Origin of the sequence: Streptomyces sp. NPDC055962 (assembly GCF_042270185.1) — a bacterium.
Taxonomy (GTDB): domain Bacteria; phylum Actinomycetota; class Actinomycetes; order Streptomycetales; family Streptomycetaceae; genus Streptomyces.
This window is the reverse complement of sequence record NZ_JBHJYN010000006.1, coordinates 24,679-42,873: the sequence shown is the minus strand read 5'-3', so window position 1 is coordinate 42,873 and position 18,195 is coordinate 24,679. Positions and strand designations below refer to the sequence as shown.

Genomic DNA, 18,195 nt, shown 5'->3' with positions numbered 1-18,195 from the left:
CATGTTCGTCGCTAACGCCCCACCTGTTCCAAGCTACCCGTCCCCCGGTCCCGGGTCCTGGCGTCGGTGTGCAGGTCCGTGCCCACCGGGGCGTCCGCCGGGACGAGCGCGGAGAGGAAGGAGGTCTTCCGGCGCAGGGTGAAGCCGAGGGACTCGTAGAGCCGGACGGCCGAGGTGTTCGCCGCCGCCGCGTGCAGGAACGGCGTCTCGCCCCGTTCCCTGATGCCGTGGGCGACGGCCCTGATGAGACGCGTCGCGAGCCCCTGACCGCGCACGGACCCGTCGGTGCACACGCCGCTGATCTCCGTCCAGCCCGGCGGGTGCAGCCTCTCGCCCGCCATGGCGACCAGGACGCCGGAGCGGCGGATGCCGAGGTAGGTGCCGAGCTCGACGGTGCGCGGGAGGAACGGGCCGGGGCGGGTGCGCTCGACCAGGTCCAGCATCTCCGGCACATCGGCCGGTCCCAGGAGCAGCGCCTCCGGATCGGGGGCCGCGTCCAGGGTGTCGTCGACCAGCTGGACGCCCTCGGCGTGGAAGACGATCTCCCAGCCGGCGGGCGGGGGCTCGCGGAAGGCGGTGAGGGTGGCGGACGCGCCGGGGCCCGCGAGCGCGGCGACGTCGGCCCAGTCCCGGGCGTCGGGCTCGTCCGGCAGGGCGACCCACGGGGTGACGTCGGGGCTGTAGCGCAGGATGCGGCCGCGCCGCTCGGCGAAGTGGGCGTGCGGGCCGTGCAGCGAGGCGAGGACGGGGTTGTCCAGCGGGTGGGGCTCCCCGGTACCGCCGTGGGGGCCGGACCCCCGCGACGCAGCCGGGCCGGCCGCCCGCACGAGGGACGGGTCGGTGGCCCGTGGCGACGGGTTCGTGGGCAGAGGGGTGACCTCGGGCATGGACTCTCTCACTCCGGTTGGATCGGCGGCCGGCGACACGGATGGAAGGCCGCTCCACCCCGCGTGTATTCCCGGGCCGCCGATCCGCCGGCTTGCGTGCGGCCCCGACCCTGCCGGAGCAGCTGTCACCTGCCCCGTTCCGCCGCACCCTGGGTCCCTCCGCGCAGAGCGGGCGCCTCGGCACCGCCGGGCGTGCGCGCGGACGGATACGGGGAATCGCGCGCCGCTGGTCCGGAACGGCCCCAACGGGCCCCGGCCTGTGGCACCCTGGATACGACCGCCCCACCGGGCTCCCCCGTACCGGTGGGGCGGTTCTGTGTGCTCACGTGCGCACGGGGGTCCCGTCGCTGCGGCCACGAGGACGAATTCGGGCGTTTTCAGCCAATGCGGCGGCCGGTGTGGCTCAAATCAACCTTCTCGTGCATGAGTTGAGGAGCACCGGGCAGGCGCCTGTACCTCATGGCATTCAACCTGAGGAGCGTGACGGGATGACCGTGCACACTGCACAGACCGCCGGTGCGGAACGAGCAGGCGCTCCGGACGGTCTCCCCTGGATCGAGGACGCCGGGCAGATAGCCCCGCGGGACGCGCGGAATCTGTCGAGGCTCTTCTTCGACCGGCTGCAGCTGCTCGAGGAGGGCACGCCCGAGCACCAGTACGCCCGGAACACCCTCATCGAGATGAACCTGTCGCTCGTACGGTTCGCCGCCGCACGCTTCCGCAACCGGGGCAGCGGTGACATGGAGGACATCGTCCAGGTCGGCACCATCGGTCTGATCAAGGCGATCGACCGCTTCGACCTCGCCCGTGAGGTCGAGTTCACCTCGTTCGCCGTGCCGTACATCGTCGGCGAGATCAAGCGCTTCTTCCGGGACACCACCTGGTCCGTGCACGTGCCGCGGAGGCTTCAGGAACTGCGGGTGGACCTCGCGAAGGCCAAGGAGAGGCTGGCCGTCGACCTCGACCGGGACCCCACCGTGCAGGAGCTCGCCGAGGACCTCGGTCTCGAGGAGGCGGAGGTCACCGAGGGCATCGTCGCGGCCAACGGCTACACCGCGGGCTCGCTCGACATGCCCGCCGACGCCGCCGAGCCGGTGGGCCGCGCCTCGGGCGCGCGCACCTTCGCCGACGTGCTGGGTGAGCCCGACCCCGCCATGGAGGCGGTGGAGAACCTCCACGCGCTCGCGCCGCTGCTGGGCGGCCTCGACGCCCGGGAGCGCCGCATCATCGACATGCGGTTCGGCCAGGAGATGACCCAGGCCCAGATCGGCGAGGAGCTCGGCATCTCACAGATGCACGTCTCCCGGCTGCTGAGCCGCATCCTGGGCAAGCTGCGCGACGGGATGCTCGCCCAGGACTGACCCGCCACGACCGAGCGCGCCGGTCCGGCCATCCGCACACCGCGGGGCCGGACCGGCGCGCTCTGTTGCGGCGGCATTGCAGCTTCGTGGCCACGTGGGCGAGCTGCTTCCGCACCGGCCGGGGCGGCCTCTACGGTCCGTAACCAGTACGCCGCCGCAGCGCCACCGTGCTCGCGCGGACATCCCCGGACCACCGTGCGAGGTATGACATGAGCCAGCCCGTCGACTCCGTCGCCGCGGGGCACACCCCTGAGGACCACGACCGTCAGGACGCCACGACCGCCTGGTCCTTCGAGACGAAGCAGATCCACTCGGGCGCGGCCCCCGATCCGACGACCGGTGCCCGTGCGGTGCCGATCTACCAGTCGACGTCCTTCGTCTTCAAGGACACCGGGCACGCCGCCGACCTGTTCTCGCTGGCCGAGCCCGGCAACATCTACACCCGGATCCACAACCCGACGCAGGACGTCCTCGAACAGCGGATCGCCGCCCTGGAGGGCGGGGTCGCCGCCGTCGCGCTCGCCTCCGGCCAGGCGGCGGAGACCCTCGCCCTGCTGACCCTGGCCGGCGCGGGGGACCACATCGTCTCCTCCGCCTCCCTCTACGGCGGTACGTACAACCTGTTCCGGCACACGCTCCCCCGGTTCGGCGTGGAGGTGTCGTTCGTGGACGACCCGGACGACGTCGAGGCGTGGCGGGCCGCGATCCGTCCGAACACCAAGGCCCTGTTCGCGGAGACCCTCGGCAATCCGCGCGGCGACGTCCTCGACGTCCGGAGCGTGGCGGACGCGGCGCATGCGGCCGGGCTGCCGCTGATCGTGGACAACACGGTGCCCACCCCCTACCTCCTGCGGCCCCTGGAGCACGGGGCGGACATCGTGATCCACTCCGCGACGAAGTTCCTCGGCGGCCACGGCACCACGATCGGCGGTGTCGTCGTGGACGGCGGCACCTTCGACTTCGGCGCGCACGCCGGGCGCTTCCCGGACTTCCACACCCCCGACCCGAGCTACCACGGCCTGCGGTACTGGCCGGACCTCGGGCACGGCGCCTTCGCGGTGAAGCTGCGGGTCCAGCTGCTCCGCGACCTCGGCCCCGCGCTCTCCCCGCACTCGGCCTTCCTGCTCCTCCAGGGGGTGGAGACACTGAGCCTGCGCCTGGAGCGGCACACGTCCAACGCGCTGGCACTCGCCCGCTGGCTGGAAGGCCGTGACGAGGTGTCGGCGGTGCACTACGCCGGGCTGGAGTCGAGCCCCTGGTACGGGGCGGGCCGGCGCTACCTGCCGCGCGGCGCCGGTGCCGTGCTCGCCTTCGAGCTCCGTGACGGTGTGGAGGCCGGCAAGCGGTTCGTGGACGCGGTCGAGCTGTTCAGCCACCTCGCCAACATCGGCGACGTGCGCAGCCTGATCATCCACCCCGCGTCCACCACGCACAGCCAGCTGACCGAGGAGCAGCTCGCCGCCACCGGCGCCACCGCGGGGCTGGTCCGGCTCTCCGTCGGCCTGGAGAACGTGGACGACCTCAAGGCGGACCTGGAGGCAGGCTTCCGCGCCGCGAAGGCGGCGTCCTGAACCGGGTCGCCGCACCCTCCGCGCTCCCCCTCCCCCCGGCTGCCGGAGGCCGTCGGGAGGGGGATCCCGCCGGACGCCGCTCGTGGGTGGAGCTCGACGGCCCGCTCCGGCTGGAGTCCGGTGCCATGCTGCCGGGTGTCCGGCTGGCGTACGAGACGTGGGGCAGGCGCGCACCGGACGGCGGCAACGCCGTGCTGGTCCTGCACGCCCTGACCGGTGACAGCCACGTGGCGGGTCCCTCGGGGCCCGGCCACCCGTCGGCGGGATGGTGGGATGCGCTGGTGGGGCCCGGCCGGGCGCTGGACACCGACCGCTGGTACGTCGTGGCGCCGAACGTCCTGGGCGGGTGCCAGGGCAGCACCGGCCCCTCCTCGCGGCGGCCCGGTGGTGCCCCCTGGGGCGGGGACTTCCCTTATCTGACGGTCCGTGACCAGGTGGCGGCGGAGACGCGGTTCGCCGATGCCCTGGGGATCGGCCGGTGGGCCGCCGTCATCGGTGGCTCGATGGGCGGGATGCGGGCGATGGAGTGGGCGGTGGGGCACCCCGGCCGGACGGGATCGCTGCTGGTGCTCGCCGCTCCCGCCGCGTCCTCCGCCGAGCAGATCGCCTGGGGCAGCACGCAGATCGCCGCGATCCGCGACGACCCGGGGTGGCGGGGCGGCGACTACCACGACGCGCCGCCCGGTTCGGGACCCCACCGAGGGCTCGGACTCGCCCGGAGGATCGCCCATGTCACCTATCGCAGCGAGCCGGAGCTGGCTGCGCGGTTCGGAAGACGGCCGCAGCCCGGTGAGCTTCCCTCGCAGGGCGGGCGTTACGAGGTGGAGTCGTACCTCGACCACCACGCGGCCAAACTGGTGCGCCGCTTCGACGCCGGCAGCTATGTGGCGCTCACCGAGGCGATGAACGGGCACGACATCGGCCGGGGCCGGGGCGGTGTCGCGCAGGCGCTGCGGAGGGCCTGCATGCCGGCCCTCGTCGCGGCCGTCGATTCGGACCGCCTCTACCCGCAGGCGCAGCAGGCGGAGGCCGCCGCGCTGCTGCCGGGTGCCGATCGCCTGCGGATCATCGAGTCCCCGTACGGACACGACGGCTTCCTGATCGAGACCGACCAGGTGGGCTCTCTCGTACGGGAGTTGCTGTCCGGCCTGTGAACCCGATCCCCTGTCCCCCGATCCCATTACCCCTGGAGCGCCCATGAGTTCCCTGCCCGTGTCCGAGGCCGCCTACGACCGGAGGCGGCTCCGGCAATGGAGCCGCGGCCGCGCGAGATCGGCCGGGATCGGCCGGCGTGATCTGCTGAGGCTCGTCGCGGCGGCCTCGGCCGCCGCCCCGCTGGTCCCCGCCGCCGCCTCGCCCGCCCGCGCGGCGGAAGGGCTTCCGGGGGTGGTGAAGCCGCTGCCGGCGGAGCTGTTCACGCTGCGCGGCACCAACGCCGAGACGAACTTCGCGTCGCTGCGGGACACCGGGCTGCTCACGTCCGCCGACCGCTTCTTCGTGCGCAACCACACCGCGACACCGCTCGTCGACGCCGCGCAGTGGCGGCTGACGGTATGGGGCAGCGGGCTGACCGGGGGTCCCGTGGACTTCTCGTACGCGGCGCTGCGCGCCCTGCCGTCGGTCAGCCGCACCGCGTTCGTGGAGTGCGCGGGCAACGGCCGGAGCTTCTTCGGCTCGCAGCAGGGCCAGCAGGTCAGCGGCACCGCGTGGACGCTGGGCGCGATCGGGACGGCGCGCTGGCGCGGCGCGCGGCTCGCCGACGTGCTGCGCCGGGCGGGCCTGGGCCGGGACGCGGTCGACGTGCTGCCGCGCGGCCTGGACGCGGAGGTCGTCAGCGACGGGACGAATCTGGGCCGGGTGCGCAGGCCGCTCCCGGTGGCGAAGGCGATGGACGACGTGATCCTCGCGTACGAGATGAACGGTGAGCCGCTGCCGCCCGACCACGGCGCTCCCGTCCGGCTGATCGTGCCGTCCTGGGTGGGTATAGCGAACATCAAGTGGGTGGGTGACATCGAGGTGAGCGCCCAGCCGCTGGTGAGTCCGTGGAACACAAGCCTGTACCGGCTCTTCGGTCCCGGGCACCCGCCCGAGGGCAGCGCGCCGCTGACCCGCCAGACGCTCAAGAGCGCCTTCGAGCTGGCGCAGGGCGCCTCCTTCGCCGTCCACCGCAGGCATCTGCTGACCGGCCGGTCCTGGTCGGGCGGTGCCCCGGTGCGCTCGGTCGAGGTCAGCACCGACGGCGGCGACCGGTGGCGCCCCGCCCGGCTGCGGGACGAGCCCCGGGCCGGGAGCTGGGTGCGGTGGACGGCGGACTGGGTCCCGGAGGTGACGGGCCCGGGTGTGCTGCTGGCGCGGGCGACGGACCGCTCGGGCCGTACGCAGCCGGCCACGACCGCCCACAACACGCAGGGCTACCTCTTCGACGCGGTGGTGAGGCACCCGGTGACCGTGGTCTGACCGGTCATGCGGGACGGCCCGCGTAGTACGTCGCGATCATGTCCTGGCCGCCGTGTCCGGCCGCCTCCGCCCGGCTGAAACGCTCGGCGGAGGCGGCGACCAGGTCGAGCCTCACCCCTGCCGCCTCGGCCGCGTCGAGGATCAGCCGGGTGTCCTTGAGCGCGGTGGAGAGCGCGAAGCTCGGGCTGAGGTCGCCGGAGAGCACCGCAGCCGACTTGCCCTGGAGGTACGGGGTGTCGAGCGGGCCGCCCTTCATCGCGTCCAGGAACAGCTGCGGGTCGAGCCCGATCCCCTCGGCGAGATTCAGGCACTCGGCCACACCGTTGACCATGTTGATCACCCATGTGTTGGCCACGAGCTTCAGCCGGGTGGCGGCTCCCGGGTCCTCCCCGACCCATACGGTGCGCTGCCCGATGGCCTCCAGGACGGGCACCACGGTGGCGCGGGCACGGGACGGGCCGGAGACGAACACCGTGAGGGCGCCCTGCTCGGCGGGCTGCTTCGTGCCGGAGACCGGGGCGTCGAGGTAGACGAGTCCCAGACCGGCGGCCCGGTGGGCGAGGTCGGCCGTGGCATCGAGACCGACGGTGGAACTCTGCAGCCAGACCTGTCCCTCGCGCAGCCCGGGGGCCGCGGCGGTGAGGGTCTCGGCCACGGACGGGCCGTCGTTCAGCGCGGTGAGGACGACGTCGGCCCCGCGTACCGCCTCCTCGGCCGTGTCCGTGACGGTGGCGCCGTGGCGGGCGAGCGGTTCGGCCCGGGAGCGCGTGCGGTTCCAGGCCCGGACGGTGATCCGCTCCCTGAGCAGGCTGCGGGCCATCCCGGATCCCATGATCCCGGTGCCCAGGACCGCGACGGTCGGGGTTCCGGGGGCCGTTTCGGCAGCGGATGCGGTGGTCATGGAGGGTCCCTTCGTCGTACGGGCGGTCCGGTGGGGTTCAAGACTGCCGCAGCGCGCTCTCCAGGACGGCGCGGTGCACGGACCGGGCGAGTCTCGCGCCCCACCGCGAGCGGGGCCCGGCGAAGGGTTCGCCGGGCTGCGCTCCCGGGTCGGGCGCGGCGACGCACACGGCGTCCGTCGGTGTGCCGGAGCAGTCGAGCCCGGCGTCGAGGAGCGCCTGGACCTTCGCCTCGGTGGCGGTGGCCACCGCGTTGACCAGGGCCGCGTCGGAGAGCGCCACGGGGAGGACGGCGACGATGTTGACGGTGCCCGGGGGAAGCGCACCGTCGGCGCCCTCGGCCGGGGCCGCCGCCCATCCCCGTACGCCGAGACCGCTGGTGACGGTGGTGGTCACGCCGCCGTCGTCGGCGACGGCGTACGCGGTGACGTCGGCGGCGGTCATGAGCCCGGCGCCCGGGCCGTCGAGCGCTTCGGACGCCGCGATCTCCGCCAGGTGCCGGTCGGGGTCGAGCCGGGGGTAGCCGCCGGGCACCTGGGCGTTCAGGATCCAGGCGCGTGCGCCGATCCCGCCGCCGAGCACGGCGCTGCTGCACACCCTCCAGCCGGGGCCGAGCCGCCAGACCAGATGGTGCAGTCCTGCGCCGTCCTCCTGGCGGGCCAGCAACTCGCCACGCTGCCGGGGCAGTGCGGTGCTCGTGGTTCCGATGGCGCACCCCGGTCCGTGAGAGGCCTGCCGGCGGTCGGCAGCGGCGCGTCGATCATACGGTCGGACCGGCTCCGCACATCAGGTGCACCCGACGGAGTGCTCACCCGAATGGCGTAACGCCTGTGGCGGGCGGAGAACCGCGTGGAGCGGGGCCACCGCCCTTCCCCGGTGCCCTGGGCCGTCCGGCGCCCAGGCCGGGAAGTTGCAGCGTCCAACCGGGTGAGGCGCGATGGAACCCGGACGCGCCTCCCCTGCTGGACCCAACCGCAGGACGCGCCCGGGCGAGGAGGAATCGGCCATGGGAGCCGCTGACGGTTTCACGGATTCCGGAGAACTCGACGGTCTGACCGTCTACGACAGCGACGGCGAGAAGGTCGGCACAGTGGGCCGGGTGTACGTCGACGACGACACCGGCAAGCCCGACTGGATCACGGTCAAGACCGGCATGTTCGGCATGAAGGAGAGCTTCGTACCGCTTGCCGGGGCCCGCCGTGTGGGCTCCGACCTGCACGTCTCGCATCCGAAGGACAGCGTCAAGGACGCTCCCCGGGTGGACGCGGACGCGCACCTCTCCGTATCGGAGGAGGAGGAGCTCTACCGCCACTACGGGCTGACCAGGAAGGGAGCCGCCCGCGGCGGTGCGGGCGGCGACGCGCGCACGACGTCGGGCACGGGGACGGCCGCCATGGGTGCCGCGGGTGCGGCCGGGGCCGCGGGAACGGCCCGTACCGCCTCGGGCGGCCAGGCGAAGGCCACCACCGGGACCACGGCCGGCATGGGCACCACCGGTGCGGGCGCAGGGACCGGCAGGCACCGCGACATGGACACCTCCTCCACCTCGCGTCCGCTCGCGGGAGCCGGAGCCGAGCGGTCCGCCACGGGCGCCGGGGGCCGGGAGGAGATGATCCGGTCCGAGGAGCAGCTCCAGGTCGGGACGGAGGAGTACGAGAGCGGAAAGGCACGCCTGCACAAGTACGTGGTGACCGAGAACGTCACCCGGACGGTGCCCGTGTCCCACGAGGAGGTGCGCGTGGTGCGCGAGCCTCTGCAGCCGGGCGAGAAGGGAGCGGGCACCAAGGGGCGCGGCGAGCTCGGCGAACAGGACGTCGAGGTCACCCTGCACGCCGAACGAGCCACCGTCCGCAAGGAGGCGGTCCCCGTGGAGCGGGTCCGTCTGGAGACCAGCAAGGTCACCGAGCAGAAGGAAATCTCCGCCGAGCTCCGCAAGGAGAAGATCGACTACGCGGACGGCAAGGAGATGGGCAGCGACAAGGACATGGGCGGCGAGTTCGGCCAGGGACGTCGTCGCTGACCCCTCCCACAGCGGCGAGAGGCCGCACGACAGTGGCGAGGGGCGGACCCGCACGTGCACGGGCCCGCCCCTTCGTCACGGCTCGGCTTCTGTGTACGGGTGACTCCGCACGGGCTCCCCGCACGGGTACAACGCCGGGAGTCAGCCCGGCAGGAACCGTACCGACGGCCGTCCTTCCGGCCCGTCCGGCGTGACCACCGCGCGTACCCGGTAGACGTCCGCCACGAGTTCCTCGGTGATCACCTCCGAGGGCGTGCCGGCGGCCACCACACGGCCGTCCTTCATGACCGTCACCCGGTCGCAGAACATCGCGGCCAGATTCAGGTCGTGCAGCGCGACCACCGCGGTCACGGGCAGTGCGGCGATCAGGGACAGCAGTTCCAACTGGTGCTGGATGTCCAGGTGGTTCGTCGGTTCGTCGAGCAGCAGTTCACGGGGCTGCTGAGCGAGGGCGCGGGCGATCTGGACCCGCTGGCGCTCGCCTCCGGACAGGGTGTGCCAGGACTGCATGGCGCGGTCCTGGAGTCCGGTGCGTGCCAGCGCCTCGCGCACGGCTGCCTCGTCCCCGGGACCCGGCGCGGACCAGGCGCGCCGGTGCGGGATGCGGCCGAGGCGTACGACGTCCAGCACGCTCAGGTCGACCTGGGTGACGGCGTGCTGGTCGACGACGGCCACACGGCGGGCCACGGCGCGCCGGCCGGTCTCGGCGAGGGTCCGGCCGTCGAGGGTGACGACCCCCGAGGCGGGGGCGAGCACGCCCGCCATCACCCGCAGCAGTGTGGTCTTGCCGGAGCCGTTCGGCCCCAGCAGACCGACCGTCGTGCCGGGGGGCGGGGCGATGCTCACCCCGTCCAGGACGATCCTCCCGCCGGCCTCCCGGCTGACCCGCGCGGCCCGCAGCCCGTCGGGGAAGGTGTCCGTTCCGTGCCCTGCCGTCGTCATGCGCTCCTCCGGGTGCGGTGGAGGACGAGGACGAAGGCGGGCACCCCGATGAGGGAGGTGACCACGCCGACCGGCACCTCCTGCGGGTCGAGGACGGTCCTGGCCAGGGTGTCGACCCAGACCAGGAAGATCGCTCCGGCGAGCGCGGTCACCGGCAGCAGCCTCCGGTGCCCGGAACCGGTCAGCGCCCGGGCGGCGTGCGGCAGGACGAGCCCGACGAACCCGATGGCGCCGGCCGAGCTGACGAGAGCGGCGGTCAGCAGCGCGGTCGTGCACAGCAGCACGAGCCGGGTGCGGGCGACGTGCACCCCGAGGGCGGCCGCGGCGTCCTGACCGAAGGCGAAGGCGTCGAGGGTACGGGCGTGCCCGAGGCAGATCCCCAGGGTCACCACCAGCACGGCCGCGCACGTCCACACCTCGCTCCAGCCGACCCCGCTCAGCGAGCCGAGCAGCCAGAAGAGCACGCCCCGGGTCTGTTCGGCGTCGGCGGCGGTCATCACGACGAAGGAGGTGAGCGCGGAGAACAACTGCATGGCCGCGACCCCGGAGAGGACGACCCGGTCGGTGGACCCGCCGAGCGTGTGGCTGAGCAGCAGGACGAGACCGAACGAGCACAGCGCCCCCGCGAAGGCGCCGGCCGAGACCGACACCGCTCCCCCGCCGACCCCGAGGACGACGACCACGACCGCCCCCGTCGACGCTCCCGAGGAGACGCCGAGGACGAAGGGATCGGCGAGCGGGTTCCGCAGCAGCGACTGCATCACGGTGCCGCAGACCGCGAGCCCGGCACCGCACACCGCGGCGAGCAGGGTGCGGGGCATGCGCAGGTTCCAGATGATGCCGTCCCGGATCGGGGTCAGCCGCGCATCACCGAGGCCGAGGTGCGAGGCCACCGCCGACCACACGTCCGGGACGGAGATGCGGGCGGGGCCGATGGTGACGGCGACCGCGACGGACAGGAGCAGAAGGGCTCCTCCGGCGCTCCACAGGAGGCCGTCGCGCAGGACGCGCGCCCCGGCGGCCGGCCGTGCGGCGGAGGGCACCTGGACGCGTGTGTCCGGAGCGTGCCCGGTCTTCGTCACTTCGCGAGCCCGAACGAGCGCAGCCCGGCCGCGACACGCTCCACGCCCTCCACCGTGCGGATGGTCGGGTTCATCGCCTGACCGCTGAGCAGCACGTACCTCTTGTGCCGTACGGCGTCCAGGTTCTTCGTGGCGGGGTCGGACTCCAGGAACTCGATCTTCTTCCGGGCGTTCTCGGCCGTCTGCGACCTGCGGGTCAGATCGCCGATGACCAGGACGTCGGGGTTGCGGTCGGCGACCGTCTCCCAGTTGATCTGGGGCCATTCCTCGTGCGTGTCGTCGAAGACGTTCTTCGCGCCGAGCTCCTCGGTGATGATGCCGGGGGCGCCGCAGCAGCCCGCGAGGTAGGGGGCCTCGGCGTTGGCGAACCAGTAGAGGAGGGTGGCATCGGAGGCGTCGATGTCCGCGGTCGCCCTGTCGATGCGGCCCCGGAGGCTCGTGACCAGCTCCTCGCCCCTCTCCGGGACGCCGAACACCGCGGCCAGGTCGCGCACTTCGTCGTAGACGGGGTCCATCGTCAGCGGCTCGGCGCGGGAACCGTCACCGCTGCCCGTGTTGTCCTTGCCCACGCAGTCGGAGGGGGCGAGGTAGGTCGGCACGCCCAGGTCCTCGAACTGGTCGCGGGACGCCACTCCGCCCTTGCCGAGGGTCGATTCGAACGAGGCACTGACGAAGTCGGGTTCCTGGGCGAGGACCTTCTCGGAGGACGGCTGGTTCCCTGCGATGCGGGGAACGGTGGCCTCGTCCTTCTCCAGCCCCTTCATCACCGGGTCCGTCCAGGTCGCGGTGGCGGCGAGCCGGTCGGCGAGGCCCAGGGAGAGCAGGATCTCGGTCGATCCCTGGTTCAGGGAGACGGCGTGGTGCGGAGCGGCGTGGACGGTGACCGTACGGCCGCAGTTCTCCAGGGTCACGGGGTAGCCGTCGGCGGACCCCTCCCGCGCCGCGCCGTCGGATGTGCTCCCGCCTCCGCCGCAGGCGGTCAGGAGGACAAGTCCCGTGATGAGCAGGGCGGTTCGGCGTGCGGTGCTGGCTATGGGCGGCACAAGGTCCCTCTGCGGTTCTGGGCTCATGCGCGAAGCCCGTGACGGAGTTCCGCTCCCGGTACGGAAGCGGGTGCCAGCAGGTCTTCGGACTCGGGTTCGTCCGGACGGAGCGCCTTCCCGGTCCACCCGAGGGGTGATCCAGTGGCCGTGGCCCCGCCCGTCCCCCTCACCGCTGCGCGTCAGCTCCGGATTCGCACCGGATTCCCTGACTCCCCATGGAGTGTGACTGGCGTCTGCAAGCTATCACGCGGTGCGGCGACGGCTTCGAGGGCCGTCGCCGCCTCCGTTCCCGGCCGGGCTCGGCGGGTCAGCGCTTGGGGTGAACCGATTCGCCGCGGTCCGTCCGCGGTTTCCCGCACCGGCGGGCGAGCACGGACGTCGTGCCCCAGTAGGCCAGCAGGACCGCGCGCAGTCCAAGGGCCTCCAGGCGCTCGCCCACCCGGCTGCACACGGCCCGCTCCCCGCGTTCGGCACTCATCGGGCCTCCGCCGGGGAGGAGATCCAGGGGCCCTCCGGATCGTCGTAGGCGTCCGCGTAACCGGGCCCGGCGATCGGCCAGTCGGCGAGCAGCGCCTCGGGCAGGGCGAAGGAGTCGGCGAGTTCGCGCGCGTGCGCGGCGACGGCCGCGATCAGCTCCTCCCCGGTCTCCGCCAGCGCGTCGACCTGATCGCCGCTCAGGAGTCCCGCGGCCAGCAGATCGCCGCTGTTGCGGGCCACCCACTCGGTGGCGAACAGCCGCTCAAGCTCGCCCAGCCGGTCCCTGGCGGCTCCCTCGGGGAGCGCGGCGCGGGCCTCGGCGTACGCCTCGGCCGCCTGCCGGTACGCGAAGGCCTCGACCCCGCGCAGGGCGGGTCCCGAGGCCGCGTTCCAGCGGCCGAGCGCGTCGGCTTCGGGCGCGCGCACGACGCGCTCGCGGGCCCGCGCGAACCAGATCTCCTGGACGGAGGCGAGGAGCTTGCGCAGGAACAGCGGGTCGGACAGGTCCCCGGGGTTCGGTGGCCGGTCCGGGCCGCCGCCGGAGGGGTGCGCGGCGAACAGCATGTCGGCCGCCGCCTTCGCGTACAGGGCGATGTTGTCGCCCTCCGCGGTGATGGCGCCCTCGACGCCGGTGACGAGTTCGGTCATGCCGTTGTTCTCCAGCAGCGCCTGTGCGCCGCAGCGTTCGCGGCTCTCGACGATCACCTCGCGGGCCCGCCAGGTGATCCACGCCTTGGCCACGTCGACGAGCCGCCCCGCCTCCGCCCCGCCGTCCTCGTCCGTGCGCGTCTCCCACCGCTCCTGCGCCCTGCGGTACAGCAGGGTCATGGCGAAGACCGTGGCCATCGCCGAGGCGAGCGGCCCGTGGTGGGTCCGGTGGGCGTCGACCGGCACGGGCGGGGCCCCCCGGGTACCGGAGATCAGCCGGTGGCCGCCGTAGCGCACGGCGACGGCGAGGGTCGCGCGGGCGGATCCCGCGGCGCAGGCGCTCATGGAGATCCGGCCGGGGGTCACCCGCCCGATGGAGGCGAGGAATCGCCGCCTCCTGTCCCCGGGCCCGGTGCGGAACTCCCCCTGGTCGCCGCCCTCCTCGCCGGATCCCAGCAGGGCGTCCCGCGTCACGAACAGCCGGTCGAACGAGGTCAGGCAGTGGTCCACGGGACTGCCCATCCGGGCGGGGAGCAGTCGCACCCGGATGCCGGGGAGCGCCCGCGCGTCATCGGTCAGCGGCACCAGGAAGAGGCGCACACCGTGGTCACGGCCGTCGGCGACGAGGCGTGCGGCGACCAGTCCGGACTTGGCCCCGCCGGCCGGACTGGTGTTCGGCATGAACTTCTGTGCGCCCGCGTTCGGGGTGTGCAGGACGAAGCCGTCCCGTTCGCGGTCGTACGTCGCGGTGGTCTCCATGGCCGCCGCGTTGTTTCCGTGCGCCACCTCCGTACAGAGGAAGGTGCCGATGCGCCGCATCGTCAGGTAGTCGGACAGGTCGCGCCGGCCGGCGCGGTCGTGGTCGAGGAGGCTGCCGAGGAAGAGGTTGTAGTGGATGCCCGCCACGGTCGTCAGGGCGGGGTCCACCGGGCCGAGCCAGGCGTGGAGGGCGGCCAGGGCCCGGGGGTCGGAGGCCAGGCGGGCGCCGCTGTCGAGGGACCGGTTGAGGATCCTCAACCGGTCGTAGGCGAGTTCCAGACGCTCTTCGGACGTTCCGCCGGCGGGGCGGCGGAACGGTTCTGTGCTGATCAGCCGCTGCCAGAACCCGTGTTCCCGGCGGAATTCCGGACCGAGGAGGACGCCGGTCAGCAGGTCCGTGGTGGAGGGTGGGGCGGTGTCGGTAAGGGTCACGGTCATAACGAAATCAACGACCGCGGTACGCGGGAGGACACCCCTGGACGCGCTACGGCTCGGGTACCGGCGTGCTGGTCAGGGCCGCTGCCAGCTCCTCCCGGCAGGGAGGCAGCGCGCCGGCCCTCGCGACGGTCACGGCGGCCGACGCCACGGCGTGGCGCAGCACGTCGGCCACGACGGCGGGGTCCGGGGAGCGCAGCCCCGGGCGGCCCTTCGCCCCGAGCAGTCCGTGCGCGGCCAGCGCGTGGAGCGTCCCGGACATGAAGGCGTCGCCCGCGCCCACCGTGTCCGCGACGCCGACGGGCGGCGCGCCGATGCCCACCGTCCCGCCCGGCAGGAAGGCCTGCGCGCCCCGGGGCCCCCGGGTGAGCAGCACGATGGCCGGCCCGGAACGCAGCCACCGCCGGGCGGCCTGTTCGGGCTCCTCCCCCGGGTACAGCCACCGCAGGTCCTCGTCGCTGGCCTTGACGACGTCGCTCAGCGCGACGCAGCTCTCCGCCCGGCGCACGGCGCGGCCGTGGTCCCCCATCAGCGCGGGCCGCACATTGGGGTCGTAGCTGACCGTGGCGTCGGCCCGGAGCCGGCGCACGAGACCGAGGACGGTGTCCGCGCCGGGCTCCAGGGCGGTGGCGACGGACCCGGTGTGCACGTGCAGGGGCGGCTGCGCCGGCAGCTCGACGGGACCCAGCGTCCAGGTGATCTCGAAGGTGTACGCGGCGCTGCCGGCGACGTCGAGATCGACGGTGGCCGCCGGGGTGGGCGCCCCGCTCCCGTCCGTCAGGACCCGCACCCCCGCCGAGGCCAGATGGTCCCCGATCAGCCGTCCGTGGGAGTCCGGGCCGAGCTGGGTGACCAGCGTGGTGTCCCGTCCGAGCCTGGCCAGGCCGTAGGCGACGTTCGCCGGGCTGCCGCCGGGGTGGGTCCGGTCGGGGGCGTCCGGCAGCCGGACGACGTCGGCGACGCATTCGCCGATGACCAGCAGGGCGGGACTGTCGGGCATGGGGCGGGTCTCCTGGAGGACGCGGACGGGACGCCCGGTGCGGCAGGGCCGCCGCGCACGGGTGCCGCCGATTCTGCCCGTGCGCGGTGAACGGCGGAGACCCGGGGCTCAGGCTTCCTCGCCGTAGCGCTTCTCGAACTTGGCCACCTGGCCCTCGGTGTCGACCACCCTCGCCTTACCGGTGAAGAACGGGTGGCTCTCGGCGGAGATCTCCACGTCGATCACCGGATAGCTGTTGCCGTCGTCCCAGTCGATCGTCCGCTCGCTCGACGCCGTGGACCGGGTCAGGAAGGCGTATCCGGCGGAGCGGTCGCGGAAGACCACGGGACGGTACGGCGGGTGCTTGTCCTCTTGCATGTCTGCTCCTGGGGGTACGGGGATCTCGCGTCCCGGCTCCGGGCCAGCCTCGCCAAGGGCGGGTGCGGGCGCGATCCGGGACGGCCGTACGGGGCAGTGTCCGGCCCCGCCTCACTCGGGCGACGGGACGGGCACGGCGGGGGCGCGGCGGGTCCAGAGAAGGGTCCCGCCCAGGAGCACGACGGCGCCGAGCAGCCAGGGCAGCGGGCCCAGGGGCAGTACGCCGATGACGAGGCCCGCCGCGGCTCCGAGGATCTGCTGGGCCAGCGACTGCACGGAGAGCGCGGTCGCCCTGCCCCCGGAGTCGACCCTGCGGTGCAGGAGGTCGTTCTCACTGGGCCCCGCGGCGCCGAGACCCAGGTACACCAGCCCGTAGCCGGCCACCGCGAGTGCGGCCGCGACCCCGCCGTCGGCGCCCGCGGTGGCCCCCAGGGCCAGCAGGCCGGCCGTGCCGGCGCCGAGGCCGGCCATGACCGCGCGTTCGCCGTCGCCCGCGAGCCGGGCGACGAGCGGCGCCAGCCGGCTGCCGAGCGCGGAGCAGACGAACCCGGCCGCCGCGAGCCCCGCGAAGAGCACCGCGCCGGACTCCGGCGATCCGGTCAGCGCGGCGGCGCGGCCCGGGGTGAGCAGTTCGAGGGCCGCGAGGGCGGTGCCGACGGCGCCGGTGGACAGCAGGATGCGGCGGACGAGGGTGTCCCCGGCGCCGAGCCGCAGCCCCGCGCCGATGGCACCGGGCACGCTGCGCACGACTCCGCGCAGGGTGGCGGCGGGCCGGGGCGGCTCGGTGAGGGCGGTCAGGACGTAGAGGACGAACACGACGTGGACGGCCGCGCCGAGCAGCACGGGCACGGACAGCGGCAGGACCAGGTCGGAGGTGAGCGCCCGCAGGCCCTCCCCCGGGTCGTCGCCGAGGCCGAGCAGCCAGGGCGTGGCGCCGCCGACGAGCACACCGAGCGCGATCGCGCCGGAGGACGCGGCGCTGCCGTGCGCCAGACCGGTGCGCAGGTCCGCGTCGGGGCCCGCATGGGCGTGCACGGTGTCGACGTACCAGGCCTCGGCGGGGCCGCTGGACAGGGCTCGCCCCGCACCCATGAGGGCCATGCCGGGGATGATCACCCACGGGGCCGTCCCCAGGGCTATGAGGACGAGGGCGAGGACGTTGAGCATCCCGGCGCCGGCCAGGACCTTGCGACGGCCGATGACGTCGGAGAGGCCACCGGTGGGGAGTTCGAGGACGGCCACGGTCAGGGAGTGGGCGGCGTAGGCCGCGGCGACGGCGGCGAGCGTCAGCCCGCGCTCGGTGAGCAGCAGGACCATGGGGGCCAGGGCGAGGCCCGCGGGCAGCCAGAAGAGGAACGACACCGTGACGAATCTGCGGCGCGCGGCGTGCTCCCCGAGCCCGGTGCCCGGCGGCAGGCTCACGCGGCGTTCCCGGTGCCGGGGGCCTCGCCGCCGGGTGCGCCGTTCCGGCCGTCAGGGGCACCGTGTCCACCGGGTGCGCTTCCTCGGCCGCCCGAAGGTCCGTCGCCGGTCGCGCCCTGACCGCCCGCGGGCGCCTCGCCGCCGGGTGAGCCCTGACCCTCCGGAGGCCGCTCGCCGCCGGGTGTGCCCGAGCCTCCGTCGTCGGGGGCCAGCGGGAGGCCGGCGGTGAGCAGCACGACCCGCTCGGCGCGGGGATCGTGCTCGTCGCGCGCGGTCAGCTCCGCCAGCTTGGCGCCGAACGCGTCCCGGAGCTCGCGGAGGGACTCCGGGGTGAGCCGCGGCATGAGGTCGTCGATCCCGGACGGGTCGTGCCACTCCTCACCGAGCCGGCCCGCCTCGATGTCCGCCTCGTGCCGGTCCACCGACTGCTGCAGGTGCTCGATCTGCCGGCGTCTGCCCAGTACGGTCATGGCCCGCCCCGCCGGGGTTGCCAGCATGGCCGCGTTGCTCGCCGAGGTGACGGAGTGCACGGCCTTCCACCGGCGCTCCCGTCCGTCACGGTGCTCCGCCTCCGCGACGAAGGCGTACTTGGCCAGCACCCTCAGGTGGTAGCTGGTCGACGCCGACGACTCCCCCGTCCTCACCGCCAGCTCGCTCGCGGTGGCCGGACCGTGCTGCCTCAGCAGGCCGAGCAGCCTCAGCCGCAGGGGGTGGGTGAGCGCCTTCAGTGCCGCCGGGTCGCGCTCGGGGTCGAGCACCCGGTGGGTCGCGTCGGTGTCCATGACGGCACCCTAGAGCGCATCCCCGCTTTGCCAAAGTATTTTTGCAGAATTTG

17 protein-coding genes and 1 riboswitch are annotated in these 18,195 nt (G+C 73.9%); of the genes, 5 read left to right on the top strand and 12 right to left on the bottom strand.

Annotation, left to right across the window (positions count from 1 at the left end):
- Positions 1 to 11: 11 nt before the first annotated feature.
- A complete protein-coding gene (locus tag ACFC51_RS18775) occupies positions 12 to 887 on the bottom strand; it encodes a GNAT family N-acetyltransferase (RefSeq protein WP_376529708.1) in 876 nt (291 codons plus the stop codon).
- Positions 888 to 1,375: 488 nt separating this feature from the next.
- Here ACFC51_RS18775 and ACFC51_RS18770 point away from each other — a divergent pair, with 488 nt between their 5' ends.
- From ACFC51_RS18770 to ACFC51_RS18755, 4 genes are all read left to right on the top strand, one after another.
- A complete protein-coding gene (locus tag ACFC51_RS18770) occupies positions 1,376 to 2,248 on the top strand; it encodes an RNA polymerase sigma factor SigF (protein ID WP_376370570.1) in 873 nt (290 codons plus the stop codon).
- Positions 2,249 to 2,457: 209 nt separating this feature from the next.
- Positions 2,458 to 3,819 (top strand): bifunctional o-acetylhomoserine/o-acetylserine sulfhydrylase, encoded by a 1,362-nt coding sequence (locus ACFC51_RS18765; protein ID WP_376370571.1) that lies wholly within the window; start codon positions 2,458 to 2,460, stop codon positions 3,817 to 3,819.
- A gap of 86 nt (positions 3,820 to 3,905) precedes the next feature.
- The gene (locus tag ACFC51_RS18760; protein ID WP_376529706.1) at positions 3,906 to 4,973 is read left to right on the top strand and encodes a homoserine O-acetyltransferase; all 1,068 of its coding nucleotides are present in this window, start codon (positions 3,906 to 3,908) and stop codon (positions 4,971 to 4,973) included.
- Between the two features lie 43 nt (positions 4,974 to 5,016).
- Positions 5,017 to 6,276, top strand: a complete 1,260-nt coding sequence (locus ACFC51_RS18755; RefSeq protein WP_376529704.1) for a sulfite oxidase — start codon at positions 5,017 to 5,019, stop codon at positions 6,274 to 6,276.
- Between the two features lie 4 nt (positions 6,277 to 6,280).
- Here ACFC51_RS18755 and ACFC51_RS18750 read toward each other — a convergent pair whose 3' ends face one another.
- Positions 6,281 to 7,177, bottom strand: coding sequence for an NAD(P)-dependent oxidoreductase (locus ACFC51_RS18750; protein ID WP_376370574.1), 897 nt, complete (start codon positions 7,175 to 7,177; stop codon positions 6,281 to 6,283).
- A gap of 37 nt (positions 7,178 to 7,214) precedes the next feature.
- A complete protein-coding gene (locus ACFC51_RS18745) occupies positions 7,215 to 7,841 on the bottom strand; it encodes an adenosylcobinamide amidohydrolase (RefSeq protein WP_376370576.1) in 627 nt (208 codons plus the stop codon).
- Between the two features lie 340 nt (positions 7,842 to 8,181).
- Between ACFC51_RS18745 and ACFC51_RS18740 the strand changes: the two genes are divergently transcribed.
- Positions 8,182 to 9,195, top strand: a complete 1,014-nt coding sequence (locus ACFC51_RS18740; protein WP_376529702.1) for a PRC and DUF2382 domain-containing protein — start codon at positions 8,182 to 8,184, stop codon at positions 9,193 to 9,195.
- Between the two features lie 141 nt (positions 9,196 to 9,336).
- Here ACFC51_RS18740 and ACFC51_RS18735 read toward each other — a convergent pair whose 3' ends face one another.
- The 9 genes from ACFC51_RS18735 to ACFC51_RS18695 form a co-directional block, all read right to left on the bottom strand.
- A complete protein-coding gene (locus ACFC51_RS18735; RefSeq protein ID WP_376370579.1) occupies positions 9,337 to 10,137 on the bottom strand; it encodes an ABC transporter ATP-binding protein in 801 nt (266 codons plus the stop codon).
- A complete protein-coding gene (locus ACFC51_RS18730; RefSeq protein ID WP_376529700.1) occupies positions 10,134 to 11,219 on the bottom strand; it encodes a FecCD family ABC transporter permease in 1,086 nt (361 codons plus the stop codon). Before ACFC51_RS18730 ends, ACFC51_RS18735 begins: the two co-directional genes overlap by 4 nt.
- Positions 11,216 to 12,289, bottom strand: a complete 1,074-nt coding sequence (locus tag ACFC51_RS18725) for an ABC transporter substrate-binding protein (RefSeq protein WP_376370583.1) — start codon at positions 12,287 to 12,289, stop codon at positions 11,216 to 11,218. Before ACFC51_RS18725 ends, ACFC51_RS18730 begins: the two co-directional genes overlap by 4 nt.
- Positions 12,290 to 12,319: 30 nt before the next feature.
- A riboswitch (cobalamin riboswitch) is annotated at positions 12,320 to 12,508 on the bottom strand.
- 61 nt (positions 12,509 to 12,569) lie between these two features.
- Positions 12,570 to 12,740 (bottom strand): hypothetical protein, encoded by a 171-nt coding sequence (locus ACFC51_RS18720; protein ID WP_376370584.1) that lies wholly within the window; start codon positions 12,738 to 12,740, stop codon positions 12,570 to 12,572.
- Positions 12,737 to 14,584: an acyl-CoA dehydrogenase gene (locus tag ACFC51_RS18715; RefSeq protein ID WP_376370586.1), complete on the bottom strand. Its 1,848-nt coding sequence runs from the start codon at positions 14,582 to 14,584 to the stop codon at positions 12,737 to 12,739. The genes ACFC51_RS18720 and ACFC51_RS18715 overlap by 4 nt, the downstream gene beginning before the upstream one ends.
- Positions 14,585 to 14,630: 46 nt before the next feature.
- Positions 14,631 to 15,581, bottom strand: a complete 951-nt coding sequence (locus ACFC51_RS18710) for a carbohydrate kinase (protein WP_376529698.1) — start codon at positions 15,579 to 15,581, stop codon at positions 14,631 to 14,633.
- Positions 15,582 to 15,689: 108 nt separating this feature from the next.
- Complete coding sequence (locus ACFC51_RS18705) at positions 15,690 to 15,938, bottom strand: type B 50S ribosomal protein L31 (protein ID WP_376370589.1); 249 nt, start codon at positions 15,936 to 15,938, stop codon at positions 15,690 to 15,692.
- Positions 15,939 to 16,049: 111 nt separating this feature from the next.
- Entirely contained in the window at positions 16,050 to 17,360 is a 1,311-nt protein-coding gene (locus tag ACFC51_RS18700; RefSeq protein WP_376370591.1) for an MFS transporter, read from the bottom strand.
- Positions 17,357 to 18,142: a helix-turn-helix domain-containing protein gene (locus ACFC51_RS18695; protein ID WP_376370592.1), complete on the bottom strand. Its 786-nt coding sequence runs from the start codon at positions 18,140 to 18,142 to the stop codon at positions 17,357 to 17,359. The genes ACFC51_RS18700 and ACFC51_RS18695 overlap by 4 nt, the downstream gene beginning before the upstream one ends.
- Positions 18,143 to 18,195 lie beyond the last annotated feature (53 nt).